This window comes from Lentibacillus songyuanensis, from assembly GCF_039548255.1.
In the GTDB taxonomy this organism is placed as follows: domain Bacteria; phylum Bacillota; class Bacilli; order Bacillales; family Amphibacillaceae; genus Lentibacillus_C; species Lentibacillus_C songyuanensis.
The window spans coordinates 287,197-304,316 of sequence record NZ_JBCLVH010000001.1; the positions used below are offsets into that span (position 1 = coordinate 287,197).

Below are 17,120 nucleotides of genomic sequence, written 5' to 3' on the forward strand. Positions count from 1 at the left end.
CAACCCCTCCATTTTTGATCCATACGTTATAAGCATATTTATTCCAAAATTTCTAACTCCATTATACAAACGCTTTCATATAAAGTATAATTAATTATAATAATACTTCGTTAAGTTTTATTAATGGAGGGTATCTGGATGAATATTGAACAACTGAAGTATATCGTTGAAGTCGCAAAGGTTGGTTCCCTTTCCATCGCCTCTGAGAAGCTGCATATTACACAATCAGCCATCAGCCAGTCGATTAGCCATTTGGAGGGTGAATTAAACGTGAAAATATTTAATCGCTCGCGTATGGGAGCTACCCCTACAGATAGGGGAAACAAGATTATTATCAAAGCGTTAGAAACCTTAGGCAAACTGGAAGAGTTAAAAATGGAGGCAGATCCGAATCCTGATTTAGTGGGTGGAAAGTTAAGATTAGGCACCATTCCAAGTCCGTTGATGTATTTACCCAAAACCTTATCGTCGTATAAAAATGATTATCCAAATATGCAAATTGAGATTTTCGAAAAGGCATCACAGGAAATTATCGATGATATCAAAGAAGATAAGCTCGACATTGGGCTTATAGGCTTAAGCAGGGAAGGGAAGGAAAGAAGGGATGAAAATATTACACTCGAAGTCATCCTTCGTGGAAAGATGATTGTCGCGGCAAGCAAACATTCGTCTATAGCCTTATTCAAATCGATGAGACCTGAGGAAATCCGGAAGCACTCGCTTGTTATATACAATGACGATCGGATGTGGGAGTTCATTGATGATCTTGCATCGCGGTTTGGTCCGGTAGATATATTATTTTCAACCAATAATATGGATGCCATTCGCAACGCTATCATGGAGGATTTGGCAATCACGATAGCCCCAGATTACACTATCAAAAATGACCCATATGTTGTAAGCGGGGAAGGCGTTCCAATTGATATTGTTAACCTTGAACAGGATTACCCTGGAATGGCCTTGGTTTGGTCAAAAAAGCCATCGAATACAGCTATGATTCATAACTTTGTATCAAGGTTAACAGCTGATATGATGGAGTTGAAGTCGTGATAATAAGGGAAGTGGGGGAAAACAAGGGACAAGTTAAGCCCCTTCTAATATCAATCCATCTTTCATGGTTAAAATAGTATCCGCATACGAAAGCATTTCCTCATCATGTGTTACCATCAACGTGGTAATGTTTTGTGATATCGTTAATTCCCTGATAAGCGTCATGACTTCTTTTGAACGCTTGGAGTCTAAGCTCGCAGTCGGCTCGTCAGCGAATAACATTTTGGGTTTATGAATAATTGCGCGGGAAATAGCTACACGCTGTTTTTCACCGCCTGATAAGGAAGCGGGGTACGCATCTTTACGGTGATCCATTCCGACTAATTGAAGTATCCGTTTCGTTTCCTCTTTTTGCTTGTGTTTTTTCATCTTTGCCCCCGACACATCAAGCATTAACATCAATTGTTCCGCAACGGTAAGGAAAGGGACAAGATGGGAAGATTGAAACACAAACCCAAATTCACTTGCCCGGATTTTACGGATCTCCTCCTGGCTCATAGCTGTCACATCTTGCCCATCGAACAGGATTGTTCCATCAGATGCACGTTGCAGACCTGCAGCTATGGTAAGCAGCGTGCTTTTACCGGAGCCGGATGCACCCACCAATGCTGTTATTTCTCCTTTTTTTAATGAAAGGTTTATCCCTTTTAATATTTGTTCTTGTACTTCTCCATTCGTAAATGTTTTTTTGACTCCATCCGCAGTAAATAGTGCCATATTTATTACACCTCCCCTTGTTGGATTGCTTGCAAGGCTTCCACTTTTTTAATTTGAATACCGGAAAGTGTCGCGCCGATAAATCCGATGATGACAAAAACAATTGACAGCTGGGCTGTTGTTTGAATGGTTAAATGAAACGGCATACCTGCTGGTGCAAATTGTGCGAATCCTTGACTGAGTGCAACGGATAGAACAAGCGCGATGGCGGTAATAAGCAGCATTTGTGACCACATCATTTTAAATAAATAGCTTGTTTTCACTCCAATGGCTTTCAAGATACCGTATAGGCTGATTTTTTGGACGTTCATCATATAAAAGAAGATCCCGAACAGCATGCCGCTAATCACAACAAGGAACCAAACAATCATATTGAGTGATAATTGTTCTGCACTGTAACTTGGAATCGTGTTTAGAAAACCTTTATTGGAAAAGGATTGTAATCCCTCCATTTCCTGTGCGTTGTTCGGCCCCGGTATAAACAATAATTGCATGTTATTGACATGATACATTTCTTTGTAGTCTTTGATATTAATAAAGGCTGCTGGGGAGTGGCTGAATTTCTTTTGCTTAACAAAGCCCTTAACCGTAAAGTCACCGCTGAACTGGTTGTTAGTCAATTTATCCCCAATTTTGATCCCTTTATCTTGTAATGAACTGTCTAAGATGATCTCGCCCTTGCCAACATTTTCAAACAGGTTGGAATCGGTGGACGTAACAAACGCAACACTTTGCTGCTTGTCGTCTGTATCATTTACAAATCCCATCTGAATAGAGAATGCCACGGCATCTTTATTATTCTGGAGAACATTGTCTTGTATATCTTTATCTATTTTCGAAAGGTTGTAGGTTTCGTCTGCATCGTCATTCATATAAAATTGTCCATCCGGCAGATCCTTTATTAAAGCAGCATTATCTTGGGATAGTCCATTGGATAGTCCGGATATGACAAACGTTAACAAACTGACTAGAAAAATAATGGCTCCTAAAATAATAAATCGTGCCTTACTTTTTTTTATTTCTTTCCATGCCATTTTCATCTGTAGTGCCTCCATATTTACTTGATAGGTTAAGTATAGCCTTGGTAAATGAACGGAGTATGAACGTGGAGTTACAGATTAGCTTACATGGAGTGAAGGATGTGGATGTGGTTTTGATGCACATGTTAAGAGAAAAGAAGTGATGAAAATAAGGAAAGGTCGAAGCCGGATTTTCTGGACTTGAGCTTCATTTTAAAAAGCATAAAATTTGGCGTTGTTGATTTTACAGCTAGTGATAGCCACGTCCGGCTCTAGCGCCCAGAGTCTAGTAGATTTCCTTCACTTCCGTGGCTCAGGGGAAGTTCGGTTAAAACCGCGACGTCCTGTCGCAACACCGAACTGACCTACATCCTGTAGCCCTCAGCCCACCGTGTTTCCTTTATCTCATTGCGAATGAAGAGGAGGATCGGCTAACTTCGCCGCTTTGCGCGGCAACGCCGACCCACACTAAATGGCAGGGCGCTATTTGTACGTTGCTAAACGGGCGCTTTTAGCCTTTCTTATGAAATTAAGCTGATTTTCCGTTTGTCCTCTTCACGTTTCTCGTCAAAATCACCTCTGTGATAACTGCGATGATCGCACCAAATACAAGTCCATTACTAAGTATTGATACAAGTGTTGGCGGCATGGTTGCAAATGCATCGGATGGGATGAACATTGTGCCAATCCCTGAGAATAGTGATATACCAGCAACTTGGAACAGAATTCGTTTGTTTTTGGCAGCTTCAAATTCCTGTAGCGCGATACTGATGATGCTGGCGAAAATCGGGAATATGGCTGCATAGCCAACCGCTTTGGGAATGGCCGCAACAAATGCAGTAAACGGTGGAAACAGGCTAATGCCAATAATGATTACTGATCCAATGATAAAAGGTAGCTTACTGGTTATTTTTGTGGTAGCAATAAAACCAGCGGAGCCGGAAACGGGAACAGCACCAATTGCGGAAAACATCCCACCTAATAATTGGTTTACACCGGAAATAAGTCCCGCTTGTTTGAATCGGTTCTTTTCGACGGCGACGTGATGACGTTCCATTACTTGTTGCACGACACGTACGGTAGCAAGCATATTTGCCAATAGCAGTAATGTAATAAAGATAACCATGAAAATCATGTTAGCCTCGATGCGTGGTGACCCGAACGCAAAGATGGTCGGCAATTTAATGAATGCATGCACCTTGGCAACGGGTTCGGAAAGGCCAAAAAGGGAAAATAACAGCCAACCAAAAATAATGCTGAACAATACAGTGTAATGACCAACCTTAGGGATTTTCATAACTAAGTAAGATAAAATGATGATAATGAATGAAAGCACAAGCACGTTTGTATGGACGGTATCGTCAGGCCCTTCCAGCCCAAACATTCCTTGAACAAACGAGCTGCTTAGCTGGATTACCATCAGAATTAAGTATATGCCGGTAACCGTCGGGGTGAACAGTCGTGCCAGTTTTTCAACTAACCCAAAGATGCTTAGCAAAATGAAGATGACCCCACTCAATAAAAAGGCATATTGCAGAACCCTTAATGTTTCGATGTGGGATCCAAATAGGACAACACCTAACCCGGCGTACAGGGAAAAGACACCCCACCAAAGTCCAGCAGGTCCTTCCTGAACTGGTAAGTGGTGACCGAAAAATGTTTGCAGTAATCCTGCTAAACCGAGCACAAATAATGTTCGTTGGACAAATTCAATCGTTTCAAATGAATCGAGTCCATAATCAGCAGCAATCGCAACTGGAATAACTACGCTGCTCGTTAATATAAATAACGCCCATTGCAGGGATGAAAAAATAAGCTTCAATGTGAGTTCGCTCCTTTTATCGATAAAAAGTTCACGTATAATCATACTGCTAAATCGGATAATGAAGCAAATTAAAATGTGGATGTTTGAACTGTCTGGATGATAAAAAGTGTTGGGTGGAATAAGACAAGTTTGGCGTTTAACATTTTTCTTTTCAGCCTCCTTTTATTTTCCCGTAGCATAAGTACTTGTTTAGCTGATGTAAGTTGTACAACTATTCTATTATGAAAACGCTTTGGAAATAGAAACGAAAGATGATAGACTTTATATGTAATCAAAAGGAGAGGATCAATACATATGAAAAAAGGAAAACACATGATGTTTCTATGTGCAGTTGTTTCTTTCATGGTACTTTTGGCTGCTTGTGGTCAGTCGGATGACACAGATACCACGAAAAAGCAGGAAACAGCAAAGGAAACGGAGGATATTTCCAAGTCGGATGATGCATCGGTTGGCGATACCAATAATACAGCGCAGGATGATGCAGAAGTGAAGGAAGAGAATTCATCAGATGGAAACGAAAACGATGACGAAGAAAGTAACAAGGGCGGTGTAGCATCGGTCGATAATCAACAAAATGAAGACACGAATGCCGATGGTGCAGAGATAGCAAGCATGGATGATGCGATTGAATATCTTCAAGAACAATTGGATGCAAAGGGTGAGGTAGACCTGGAGGATACGGAGTTTCTTCCGAGCGATGATTCTGCCGCGTCTGATGACAAGGGTTCTTACTACACAATCAGTCTTGTATCCAAATCGATGCAAGAAGGTGGCGGTTCAGGGACGGTAGGAAAATATAAGGTCTACCAAAACGGCGAATATGAAATGGCATATTAAGTTAGAATGGTTTGTTGTATGATACTTTTTATTTGATATAACATAAAAAACGAGCTTGGAGTCCCAAGCTCGTTGTGGTTAATTTGTCACTGGTACCTGCTTTCGGCTGTAGGATGTTACCTTGGATAATACCGCCAATAGAATAAACGTCAGTACAAGAAGGCCAATAATCATACTGACGACACCCGTCCAGCCAAAACTGGACCAGAACAAACCACCAGCAGTTCCACCGACGCTTGAACCACAGTAATAGAAAAATAGATATAGGGACGAGGCCTGTGCTTTGTCATGACTGGCGTGGGCCCCAACCCAGCCGCTGGCAATCGAATGACCAGCAAAGAAGCCAAAGGTAAACAGGGCAATACCGAAAATTTTCAGCCATAAATTGGTATCGAGCGTAATTACGGCACCTGTGAACATGATAACCATGCCAATGAGCATCATGTTACGCCGTCCATGCTTCATTGCTAGACTTCCAAACCATGTTGAACTGAATGTACCTACGAGATATACGATAAAAATCCAGCCTACCAACGTTTGACTTAGGGAATATGGCGGACCAAGCAAATCGAATCCGATATAGTTATACATGGTCACAAAGCTTCCCATTAATAAAAAGCCAATCCCATATAAACTTAACATTGCCGGGTCTTTTAAATGGCTCCCCATCGATTTAGCGAGTTTTCCCAGTTCAAGTTTTCGCGGCTGAAAATGCTTGGACTTTGGCAGGGCCCACCAAAATACGATGCTAGCAATGATGCTTAAGATGCCGATTGACATGATCGCAATTCGCCAATCGAAAAAGTCGGCGATCGTGCCAGTGATGATACGTCCGCCAAGCCCACCGATCGTGTTTCCGCTAATGTATATTCCCATTGCTGCCCCGAGATTTGATGGATCGATTTCTTCACCAAGATAGGCCATAGCAATCGATGGTAACCCGGCAAAGACAATACCTTGTAAGATTCGTAGTAGCAACAAGCTTTGAAAGCCTGGAACAAAGGCGATGACGATTGCTAAAATGGATACGGAAAATACGGAAATACCCATAATCCCTTTACGCCCCCATGACTCCGATAACGATCCGACCAAAAGCATGGAAATCGCCAGAAAGACTGTGGTTAACGATAAGGTCAGACTCACCATCGTCGGGGAAGCACCGAATTGCGCGGAGAACTCCGGCAACAGCGGCTGAACCACATACAGGTTTGCAAAGGTGATAAAACCGCCAATAAATAATGCGAGATTTACTTTGCGAAAAGCAGCTGTTCCTTTTTTTACATAGGTCACAATTGTTCACTCCATATTTAAATGAAAAAATGGCAAAATTGGATCCATCGGCAAACCCGTGAATCTTATTCAGCCATTACCTTTTCATAATGTCTTATATGTTCTATTATATAGATCAATAATACAAAAGTATAATGCATTGTTTTCATGGATTTCATGCATGGCAGTTATGAAAAAGTTATCCTTTAAGGAGTGACCCTATATGGAATGGCAACAAATTGAATATTTTCAAACGGTGGCACGTGTGCAGCATATTACGCGGGCGGCTCGGATCCTATCTATTTCCCAGCCTGCTTTAAGTCGCTCGATTGCTCGCTTGGAGGGTGAATTGGGTGTTCCGTTATTTGAACGGGAAGGGCGCTCAATCCTGTTAAATCGATATGGTGAGTTGTTTTTAAAACGGGCTAATCGAATTTTAAAGGAATATTATGATGGAAAACGGGAAATTCAGGACCTGATCAACCCTGATTATGGCGAGGTGTCATTGGGATTTTTGCATACGCTTGGCATGGAGAAGATTCCAGATTTGATTGGAACATTCCGTAAGCAGCACCCACAGCTGCGCTTTTCGTTCAATCAAAATAATTCAGCTGCTTTGGTTAAACAGCTGGTATCAGGGGAATTTGACCTCTGCTTGACAACACCGATGGAGACAAATGTCAGGATCAGCTGGCAAAAGTTATGGGATGAGGAGCTTTTTGTGATTGTACCAGCAGATCATAAGCTGGCAAATCGTGAAAGCATTACCCTTGATGAGATTTCAGAGGAAAGCTTCATAGCGATTAAGGAAGGAAACTCACTTCGGCAAATTATGGATCAATTATGTGAAGAAGCGGGAATACGTCCAAAAATTTTATTTGAAGGGGAAGAAATCCATACGATAGCTGGACTAGTCGGTGCCGGCCTTGGCGTTTCCATTATACCGGATATTAAAGGCCTAGACCAAACAAAGCTATCGCGTTTACATGTGAAATGGCCCAAGAGTGAACGGGTTATCGGGATAGCCTGGCTCGATGGCGGATATTTATCAGCAGCAGCTATACGGTTTAAAGAGTTTGTTGTGGATTATTTTAAGAAATAATGGTGGGTGCCGGTATGGAAAGGCAGGTGTGGAGAGAATCACATCAGCTCGGGAGACAGAAGCAAAAAGTCAGGAGAGAAACTGATCACTACGGGAGACAGAAGTCAAAATTCGGGAGAGCCCTACCAATTCGGAAGGTCAAATCACAATGTCTGCGCATGTAAAAAAGAGATGCCACCCAACATGACATCTCGTTTACGTGCTACTTCGTATAGTTATCAAAATATCCTTGAATATAAACAATCGGTGTTCCTTTATCTCCGCTTCCTGAGGTCAAATCAGACAATGAGCCAATCAGGTCGGTAAGTTTTCTTGGTGTTGTTCCTTGTGCTTCCATGGCACCGACTAAGTCTGCATCCTCGTCTTTTTCATCAATATATTTGGTGATTGCTTGCTGTAGTTCGGCCCCTTTTAAATCGGCAAAGTTGTTATCAGCAAGGTATTTTAATTTGATTTCATTTGGCGTGCCGTCCAAGCCTTTTGTATAGGCGGGAGATACAACAGGATCCGCTAGTTCCCATATTTTCCCGACTGGGTCTTTGAAAGCTCCATCGCCATAAATCATGACTTCCACATTCTTGCCTGTACGCTCTTTTAGCATCTGTTGAATATTGTCGACAACAGGCTGGCAGTCACGTGGGAACAGCTTCACTTTGTCCTCCGTCGATTTATTGGAGCCGAGCAGACCGTATTCATCATTATAGCCACTGCCATCAACGGGTGCAGATAGAATATCATCCAGGCTGTAAACAGTCTCGCCACCGTTAGCTTCCAGAATTTTTTTCGTGCGGGCTCGTGTATGGATATCACATGTGAGCACATGCTTGGTATATGTCAAAATCGTTTTCGGATTATTGGAGAAGATAACCTCACATTCCACACCGTACGCTTCAATAAGTGATTTATAATACTCAATATAATCAACACCGGTAAAGGTATGTTTCATAAAGCCAAAATAGTCACGGAATTGCTGCTCGGTTAATACATCAGTCCAAGGGTTGATCCCTTTTTCATCCAGTGCATCGATATCGACTAAATGGTTGCCGACTTCATCGGACGGATAGCTGAGCATGAGCGCAATTTTCTTGGCTCCTTTGGCAATGCCGCGAAGACAAATGGCAAACCGGTTCCGGCTCAGGATAGGGAAAATGACACCGATTGTATGGTCTCCGAATTTCGCGTGTACGTCTGTTGCGATATCATCAACTGTTGCATAATTTCCTTGGGCTCGGGCGACGACGGATTCGGTCACAGATACAATATCCTTGTCCTGGACCGTAAACCCTTCCACTTCAGCAGCCTGTAGTACACTATCAACGACGATTTCATCAATCTTGTCTCCTTGATTAATAATTGGGCAACGAAGGCCGCGTGAGACGGTTCCAACTACTCGTTCCAAAATAATCTCTCCTTATTACTGTTAAGGTTAATATTCATATTTTCTACTTGTATCATACACTGAATTAATGATATAAGTAAAATGAATAAATATAATATGAGGTATAAGGACTGTTTATATGATAGGGAAATTGGATTTATATAAAATCTTTGCGGTTGTTGCGAGAAAACAAAATTTCTCCAAGGCAGCCAAAGAACTTTATCTGACTCAGCCGGCTGTCAGTCAGGCTATTCGCCAATTGGAGAATGAACTTGATACACGACTATTTAATCGTACGGCAAAAGGGGTTAACCTTACCAATGAGGGCAGACATCTGTTTGAATATGTGCACTCCGCCTTACAAATGCTTGACGCTGGTGAACAAGAAATACTGGCCTTTAAGCATTTAACTGCCGGGGAATTAAAGATTGGTGTAAGTGATACAATATCACGCTATTTTTTACTCCCTTACCTGGAAGTTTTTCATAATAATTATCCAAACATCACCTTTAAAATTGTAAATGGGACGACTGCTGAAACGATATCTATGTTAAAGTCAGGTACGGTCGATGTCGCCTTTTGTAATTTCCCGGTTGAAGACACGACACTGGAAATGAAACCGTTTCTGGAGGTACAGGATATTTTTGTGTATGGAGAAAAATTTAAGCAACGGTTATCCAATCCGATTCATTTATCAGAGTTAGTAAACCTGCCTTTGATATTTCTTGAACGAAAATCGAATTCAAGGGTATATGTGGAGGATTATTTGTTGTCTAAAGGGATACGAATTGCACCCGAGTTTGAATTAGGATCCCATGATTTGTTGTTGGAGTTTACTAAAATCAATCTGGGGGTTGCTTGTGTGACAAAGGAGTTTTCCCTGGGTTATTTGAACCAAGGGCTCGTTCATGAAGTCCAGATGGTTGAGGAGATACCGAAAAGAAGCATTGGTGTCTGTTATTTAAAACGGGTGCCATTATCGCCGGCTTCTACAAAATTTATGGAGATTATTGAGCAGAGAGGTATTTCTTGATAGCTACAAAAAGCTCTTTTCATTCATGTCATTAATCGTTTTTGAAAATAGATTCACCCTTTTCTGGTACAAACGCCCAACACTTTTATGGGCAAATGCATATGCATATCATATAGCATACATTGAAATGAGGGAAAAAGATGAATAACGATGGGAATAATGAAATGAATAATGAGTGGTATATGCCTGCCGCAATGCCGGTTCAACAAGGGAATGCATTTACTGCAATGCCAGACCCGCAAGCGAATCCACAGGAGGAAATGCGGGGGGCAGTTTATGGACATCCCGGATTTGAGGATGATTTTGCCAGACAATATGGAGTTGGACCTTTTCTGGGTGGTTTAGCAGGCGGATTGCTGACAGGATACTTGTTATTCCCGCATGGTGGAGGTTATCCGTATTATGGATATTATCCATATTATCAGCCATATTATCCACATTATTATGGTGGGTTTTTCTGGTGATTCCGGCATCCAGGTTTAGGTATATAGGTTACATGTGTGGAGCCATTACAGCTTTTGAAGTTGTAATGGCTTTGTTTTGCCGGAGGAGAACTGTCGCAAGTCAGGAGAGAGGCACACGAAGTCAGGGAGTGGACCGCCACCAGATTTCAGGGAGCCGTTCTCCCATCTCAACACTGGAATAATGAACGCACTCCCTTATGACAAAAATCACATGGATCGATTATCGATTTTTGCACTGCATTATGCTACTCTTAATTGGGAATATAAAGGAAAAGGGAACTAGAGGTGGGATGGATGTTTGCTTATTTGAAGCGAAAGGCTGAGGATTTGTTTTCTGGTTATTTTGCCATGGTAATGGCTACAGGGGCACTATCTATCGGCTCATACTTGATTGGTTTGCACACGATTGCCTACATATTACTGGGGGTTAATTGTGTTGCATATATTGGTTTGTGGATCTTGATGATTATTCGGATCGTTTATTTTTTGCCTAATGTGATCAATGACTTGACAAGCCATTTAAAGGGACCGGGTTTTTTTACATGGATTGCCGGAACTTCGGTGTTTGGCAGTCAATTAATTATTGTTGGACACCATCATATCTTGTCCAAATATCTATTCGCACTTGCTATTATTTTATGGTTCATCATCATGTATACCTTTTTTACTGCGGTGACGATCCGCAAGAATAAGCCGACGATGGCAGAAGGAATTAATGGGGCTTGGCTGATTGCATCGGTTGCCACACAATCCGTTTCGATTCTAGGGACACTTCTTGCTCCGTATATTGATGGAGAGGCACAACGGATTATTCTGTTTTACACGCTGGCCATGTATTTTTTAGGTTGTATGCTCTATTTGAACATAATCACATTAATTTTTTATCGGTTTACGTTTGTGGAATTCAAGTTTGAAGCGTTGACACCGCCGTATTGGATTAATATGGGTGCCGTTGCCATTACGACCTTAGCTGGGTCGACCTTGATTATGCATGCGGATTTATCACCGTTACTGCATCATATCACTCCTTTTTTAAAAGGGTTTACACTATTTTTCTGGATCACGGGTACGTGGTGGATCCCGTTACTGTTTATCCTGGCGATTTGGCGGCATGTGATTAATCGCTATCCGTTGTCCTACGATCCGCAGTTTTGGGGAATGGCGTTCCCGCTGGCGATGTATACGACAAGTACATACCAGTTTTCCAAAGCGTTGGAATTGCCCTTTTTGATGATTATTCCAAAGATCATGCTAGTTATTTCGATGGTTGCCTGGTTTTTCGTATTTATTGGACTTATCCTGCATCTTCTGAAACCATTTAGAAATCATCATAGGCAGGTTTCCTAAGGCATTATTAGATGGAATATTCCGCGCTGCCACAGTAAAAAACCCTCTATTGTCTGGCAATAGAGGGTAAAGAACTATGCAATATAATCTTCTCTGGCAATTTCCGGATTCGCTTCTTTGACATAATATTTTCCTTTGGTGATAATTGCGATGACAATGGTAAGCACTGCGGCAAGGATCGCGGCAAAAAATGCTGCAGTACTTTGCAGGAATGTGCCTAAATGCCCCATCGCGGCAACCGTTCCCAAACCGCTGGCGACAACTAAAGCAATCACACCTACTGGGTTCCATTTATGCAATTTTTGCTGTTCCGATTCATAATACCCAGGGCCGATTTTTAAAAGCTTTTTGACAAAGACAGCATCGGTAACTAGAATGGCAGCCCAGGTCATCAAAAATACTCCCTGGAAGGTCATCGCTGTGTCCAAATGATCGGTAATCCCACCAAGCATTAGCACCATTGCTGCTACACCAGTAATCACAACCCAGAACCGTCTGCCGGGGGTGAAATTCATGATGTTCTCAAAAAAGTTGGACAGGGAGAGTGACCCACTGTATATATTGGTGATATTGATCCGTACTTGTGTTAACATGGTAAACAATGCACCCCAAATACCTAGAAGTAAAACGATGTAAACCCCAGGATTTGCTTCTCCCAAACGAACACCAAACCAGATGCCTAGACCGCCCATGACCCCAAAACAGAATATCTGTGGGATAAATCCAATGGCAAAGATCCCAAGCTTTGTATCCTTTGGTTTGAGAAACCGGGCATAGTCGGAGGCGAGTAATGGGGTTAGTCCCATGATTCCATGCTGCATGCCGATACAAAGTAATAATGCGGTACCGCCGACTTGCACTCCGTCAGGCATATACGTCCAGAAACTGCCTTCGTAAGTGGAGGGAGTTAATCCAGCCATGACAATAGCCGCAATTAAAAAAACGACGAAAAGTGGTAATGACCATTTTTGGAGTTTATCTAATTGTTTAATTCCAAACCAATTGAGCGGAATGACGATGGAACCGAAGAAAATAATTAATACCCACTCCGGTATTACGGGGAAAAACTTGTGAACAGCAGCAACGAGTATTAGTCCTTCAAGTGCGCAATACATAATAAAATTTGTAGCGTAAATGAACGAGGTTAATGATGCCCCAATATAACCAAATCCGCCGCCTCTGGAGAGTAAATTCACATTCATCCCTGATTTCGCGGATAAATAAGCAATAAATGTACCGAGTATGCCGGCAACAACAATTGCATAAATGGCAGAAATAATAGCGTTGATGGCTCCGAATTGTAGTGCCATCACACTGCCCATTTGGAAGTAAAAAATGGCTGTGGCAATACCAAATGTAATGTTTGTAATGCTGAGCCATCCCATGTTTCTTTGGCTGCGTGGTACTCTGTCTAATGAATAATCGTCACCCGTTTCATTGACTTTGTGATCTGCAGATTGAACAGATCGCATACATATCAGCTCCTATCCTTGTGTAATGTTTCACATGATTCTAGTAATAAATGATTCAAAAAAGCACGACTGTTATTAACTATAGCAATGAAGGCCGACATGCTGCAACCATGATAATAACGCTTGTTTTACAATCTAGTGAGAAAAATACATGACTATCAGCGGTTTACGTATGCTATCGTACGGATAATACGGATATCGTTGGTAAGTATGTGTGAAAAGTGGTCATTATTTTAGCTAATATATATTATGAAAAGAGCGAGATGTTCCGCTACCTGAGTGAAAAATAAGGAAAGGTGTAACCTTTGAATATAAAGATAGATTGAAAAGAACGCCTTGAAGGATTTTTTTACTTCAATGTTTCGTTTTGACAAAAAACAAAATGATCGTCCGGTGCCAAGATATGCAGATGATCAGCAATGTATCCTCGTAACCAAAGCACACCCTCTATTCGTCTCAGATAGAAGCCTTTCGGAAAGTCGACATCTTCGGACAAGATCTCTGATGCAATTGTAACGGAGCCATATGGAGCTCGATGTCGCCAAGAGGGCTTTGACGAGTAACCTTCCGATTGATCCAGATAAGCCAATCTTAAATGTGGACCTAATTCAAGCGGACACAATGTTAAGCCAGCCTGGTTTGCTTTTTTAAAAAGATCAGGTATCGTAGCTCCTTCTGGAAAGCCAAGGTGACGAACTTTGAGTTCAAGAGTCCTTACACGATATATCTTATCTGAGACAGTAAACTTATCATCAGCGAACAGCCTCTCTCCAAGCTCATTCATAAAGATAGATTGTTGTTGCAATCTCCGAAGAAGCTGAGATTTCGTCAAACCGCCAACGTTGACCGTCCTAATTATAGTTGGGCAATCCGGGTACAAATTATCTTCTCTAACACTCATTTAAAGTCACTCCTTATAAAGGTTTGGTAAGCTATGTACTGTAATATGACCTTGATTGTTTGATGAGATTTATTTCATAAGGATTATCCCATTTTTTCAAATAACCAACTATCTTTTTATATTGAAAGCGCCCTATTCCGGCACAAAGGGGAAGGTATTTTTACCGGAATAATGTACTTCACATAATACCCTGCACTAAGAGCACACTAAAAGAATAACTATATCGAAAAGAGAATGAATCAATGGTTTATTTTGGAGTACAATTATGGTGCTGAATTTAGCTGCTTATTTCATCCTCAAAAACCTGTCTAAGTGGCAATTATACGCAACATCTACTTTTACGGTCATGTTTGGAGTTAACTGTCGATGATTATTTTGATATTAAATGGGATCATGGCTATTTCAAAAAAGGTGTGGATTCGCTTGGATTTGTCTATGAATACGGTATTTTTCCCGCTGTGAGTATTTTTTTGACAGGGTGGATATCGGTTTCTAAAAAAGGCATATTGTTTAGATCGGTTACATTGCAATGTGGACTATATGTAGCAGTATATATGAACATTTGCTAAAAAGCAGTTTCTTTTACTACAACGGGTGGGAACTGTGGTACTCCGTAATCGAATACCCCATTTTATTTTTCATTCTGATTTTAAATCTTCGCATTTTACAATGGTTATATGAAAATGGTGATCGCCATGAAACATAAATTTTCTGTCTCTGTAGAAGAGCTTTCTGATGCACAAAAGCATTTTTTTCAAGTCACTTATGATCGCTGGTTGAACGATGTACTGTTTACCTTTAACTGGTGGTTCCTTTTAGTTTTAATGATTGTTCCTCTGGTGATCTGGTGGAGACTGCTGGATAAAACAAGAACCATGGAAATTGCTTTTTATGGTCTTTGTATTGTCATTATTGCAATCACGCTTGATGTCGCAGGTGTTGTTTTGTCAGCGTGGACTTATGGATATAAGCTGGTACAGTTTTTTCCACCATTGGCCCCCGTGGACTTTGGTACATTGCCCGTGTTGTATATGCTAATATATCAATGGGTGCCAAGATGGAAACCGTTTATATTCATCATAATTTTTTTTGCAGTCTTTTGGGCATTTATTGCTGAGCCTATTTTTATATGGATGAAGATATATTATTTAAACTGGTGGAAATACGTGTATTCTTTCCCCATTTATATTGTAATGGGTATCGGTATAAAAGCATTAACAGAGAAGGTAATATCCCTGCAAGCGCAACAACGAAGGGAAAAGAAAGAATAGATAATATGTCTCCTGACAATCAACTTTGAGACGCCTTTTTCTTCGTTAAAGTGCTCCCTTTTGAGTGTCGGCACTTACTTTTTTCAGAAGCAAAAACCATGTGCTTATCAGAATCGCGTTTATGGAAATGTTGAAGGATGTCCTTTTAGACGCGGCATGTACAAGTAATCGCAACAGCACTATGCTGTTGCGATTACTTGTTACCTTAGCTTATAGCTTTTGTCTGTTTCAATGGAAGTACGTGTTGTAAGTCATTCATTTCTTCTTCATTTAACGGAACCAGTGGCAAGCGCACACCGCCAACAGGCACGCCAGCGAGATTTAAGGCTGCTTTGACCGGTGTTGGGCTTGGAGCCTGGAATAAGGCAGTCATGATTGGCAAAAGCTCACGATGCATTTCAGCTGCTTGTTGAACGTTGCCGAATTTATAATCATGGATCATTTTCTGCATCTCATTTCCGATAATGTGCGAGGCAACCGAAATAACTCCGGTACCCCCGATAGCCAGCATTGGCAGGGCCATTCCATCATCACCGCTATAAACGCTAAAATCATCGGCTGTTTCCTGGATAATCGTCGTACTGTCATTTAAATTCCCGCCTGCATCCTTTAACGAGACAATATTGTCAACCTTTGATAAGCGGATAATCGTCTCAGCCGACATACTGACAACACTGCGGCCTGGAATATTGTATAGCATGACTGGTAAGGGAGTCGATTCGGCAATCGTTTTAAAGTGCTGGTACAGCCCTTCCTGTGAAGGCTTGTTGTAATAAGGAGTTACCAGCATTATCCCATCGACACCGGTTTTTTCGGCTTGTTTGGTTAAATGAATGGAAGCACTGGTGTTATTTGACCCTGTTCCAGCGATAACAGGAACCCTTCCGTCCGCAGCTTTTACCACACATTTAAAAAGTGCTAGTTTCTCCTCCGTTGTTAATGTTGGAGATTCTCCAGTAGTTCCAGCCACGACAAGGCCATCAGAACCATTTGTAATTAAATGCTGAACTAATGTGCTGGTTGCCTCGTAATCTACTTCACCATTGGCATTAAATGGCGTTACCATTGCTGTTAATACTTGACCGAAATACATAGCTTCACACCCTTTTGCAAATTTTTGGTACATGAAATACATGCAAGAAAATCAAGGGCAATCCGGACTCAGACGCAAAAATACAGCAGTGACGGCTTCACTGCTGCAGAATGATTTTCGTGTACACATCTCTGCGTAGATAGCCCTCCATATAGCAAAAACCTATATGACAGTTCTGCACCTATTCAATAACAGAACCAGCTTCTGGAATATGAGATTCCTTCCACTTCGGCAAATACCCCTTTCCACAATAATCACTGGATGTCCCATCATCCTCTTATTGTTTACTAATGGCCTTTGCAACCTCTATCCTTATATCAAACGAATTGAAATAAGAAAAGT

15 protein-coding genes and 1 riboswitch are annotated in these 17,120 nt (G+C 41.4%); of the genes, 7 read left to right on the forward strand and 8 right to left on the reverse strand.

Translation table 11 applies throughout. The annotated features are described in order from the left end of the window. Positions 1 to 138 precede the first annotated feature (138 nt). Positions 139 to 1,050, forward strand: coding sequence for a LysR family transcriptional regulator (locus WMZ97_RS01345; RefSeq protein WP_343270249.1), 912 nt, complete (start codon positions 139 to 141; stop codon positions 1,048 to 1,050). Positions 1,051 to 1,083: 33 nt separating this feature from the next. On the opposite strand, the gene WMZ97_RS01350 is transcribed toward WMZ97_RS01345, so the two are convergent. From WMZ97_RS01350 to WMZ97_RS01360, 3 genes are all read right to left on the reverse strand, one after another. Then, a complete protein-coding gene (locus WMZ97_RS01350) occupies positions 1,084 to 1,767 on the reverse strand; it encodes an ABC transporter ATP-binding protein (protein ID WP_343270250.1) in 684 nt (227 codons plus the stop codon). Between the two features lie 5 nt (positions 1,768 to 1,772). After that, positions 1,773 to 2,807, reverse strand: a complete 1,035-nt coding sequence (locus WMZ97_RS01355; RefSeq protein ID WP_343270251.1) for an ABC transporter permease — start codon at positions 2,805 to 2,807, stop codon at positions 1,773 to 1,775. A gap of 508 nt (positions 2,808 to 3,315) precedes the next feature. Then, complete coding sequence (locus tag WMZ97_RS01360; protein WP_343270252.1) at positions 3,316 to 4,608, reverse strand: purine/pyrimidine permease; 1,293 nt, start codon at positions 4,606 to 4,608, stop codon at positions 3,316 to 3,318. Between the two features lie 297 nt (positions 4,609 to 4,905). Between WMZ97_RS01360 and WMZ97_RS01365 the strand changes: the two genes are divergently transcribed. Continuing rightward, a complete protein-coding gene (locus tag WMZ97_RS01365) occupies positions 4,906 to 5,448 on the forward strand; it encodes a hypothetical protein (protein WP_343270253.1) in 543 nt (180 codons plus the stop codon). Between the two features lie 78 nt (positions 5,449 to 5,526). On the opposite strand, the gene WMZ97_RS01370 is transcribed toward WMZ97_RS01365, so the two are convergent. After that, entirely contained in the window at positions 5,527 to 6,738 is a 1,212-nt protein-coding gene (locus tag WMZ97_RS01370; RefSeq protein ID WP_343270254.1) for an MFS transporter, read from the reverse strand. Positions 6,739 to 6,940: 202 nt separating this feature from the next. Between WMZ97_RS01370 and WMZ97_RS01375 the strand changes: the two genes are divergently transcribed. Further along, positions 6,941 to 7,819 carry a LysR family transcriptional regulator gene (locus tag WMZ97_RS01375; protein WP_343270255.1) on the forward strand — a complete coding sequence of 293 codons (879 nt, stop codon included), beginning with the start codon at positions 6,941 to 6,943 and terminating at the stop codon, positions 7,817 to 7,819. Between the two features lie 202 nt (positions 7,820 to 8,021). Here the strand turns inward: WMZ97_RS01375 and WMZ97_RS01380 are convergent, their stop codons facing one another. Next, positions 8,022 to 9,218 (reverse strand): coenzyme F420-0:L-glutamate ligase, encoded by a 1,197-nt coding sequence (locus WMZ97_RS01380; RefSeq protein WP_343270256.1) that lies wholly within the window; start codon positions 9,216 to 9,218, stop codon positions 8,022 to 8,024. A 118-nt stretch (positions 9,219 to 9,336) separates the two neighbouring features. Between WMZ97_RS01380 and WMZ97_RS01385 the strand changes: the two genes are divergently transcribed. From WMZ97_RS01385 to WMZ97_RS01395, 3 genes are all read left to right on the forward strand, one after another. Next, positions 9,337 to 10,230, forward strand: a complete 894-nt coding sequence (locus tag WMZ97_RS01385; protein WP_343270257.1) for a LysR family transcriptional regulator — start codon at positions 9,337 to 9,339, stop codon at positions 10,228 to 10,230. A gap of 140 nt (positions 10,231 to 10,370) precedes the next feature. Beyond that, a complete protein-coding gene (locus WMZ97_RS01390; RefSeq protein WP_343270258.1) occupies positions 10,371 to 10,694 on the forward strand; it encodes a hypothetical protein in 324 nt (107 codons plus the stop codon). A 294-nt stretch (positions 10,695 to 10,988) separates the two neighbouring features. After that, positions 10,989 to 12,041: a tellurite resistance/C4-dicarboxylate transporter family protein gene (locus WMZ97_RS01395; RefSeq protein ID WP_343270259.1), complete on the forward strand. Its 1,053-nt coding sequence runs from the start codon at positions 10,989 to 10,991 to the stop codon at positions 12,039 to 12,041. A gap of 74 nt (positions 12,042 to 12,115) precedes the next feature. Here the strand turns inward: WMZ97_RS01395 and WMZ97_RS01400 are convergent, their stop codons facing one another. Then, positions 12,116 to 13,513: a purine-cytosine permease family protein gene (locus WMZ97_RS01400; protein WP_343270260.1), complete on the reverse strand. Its 1,398-nt coding sequence runs from the start codon at positions 13,511 to 13,513 to the stop codon at positions 12,116 to 12,118. 349 nt (positions 13,514 to 13,862) lie between these two features. Then, positions 13,863 to 14,414, reverse strand: a complete 552-nt coding sequence (locus WMZ97_RS01405) for a helicase (protein ID WP_343270261.1) — start codon at positions 14,412 to 14,414, stop codon at positions 13,863 to 13,865. Between the two features lie 695 nt (positions 14,415 to 15,109). On the opposite strand from WMZ97_RS01405, the gene WMZ97_RS01410 reads away from it, so the two are divergent. Further along, complete coding sequence (locus WMZ97_RS01410; RefSeq protein WP_343270262.1) at positions 15,110 to 15,685, forward strand: CBO0543 family protein; 576 nt, start codon at positions 15,110 to 15,112, stop codon at positions 15,683 to 15,685. Positions 15,686 to 15,890: 205 nt separating this feature from the next. On the opposite strand, the gene dapA is transcribed toward WMZ97_RS01410, so the two are convergent. Then, the gene (dapA, locus tag WMZ97_RS01415) at positions 15,891 to 16,778 is read right to left on the reverse strand and encodes a 4-hydroxy-tetrahydrodipicolinate synthase (protein WP_343270263.1); all 888 of its coding nucleotides are present in this window, start codon (positions 16,776 to 16,778) and stop codon (positions 15,891 to 15,893) included. Between the two features lie 132 nt (positions 16,779 to 16,910). Next, positions 16,911 to 17,095, reverse strand: a riboswitch (Lysine riboswitch). Between the last annotated feature and the right edge of the window lie 25 nt (positions 17,096 to 17,120).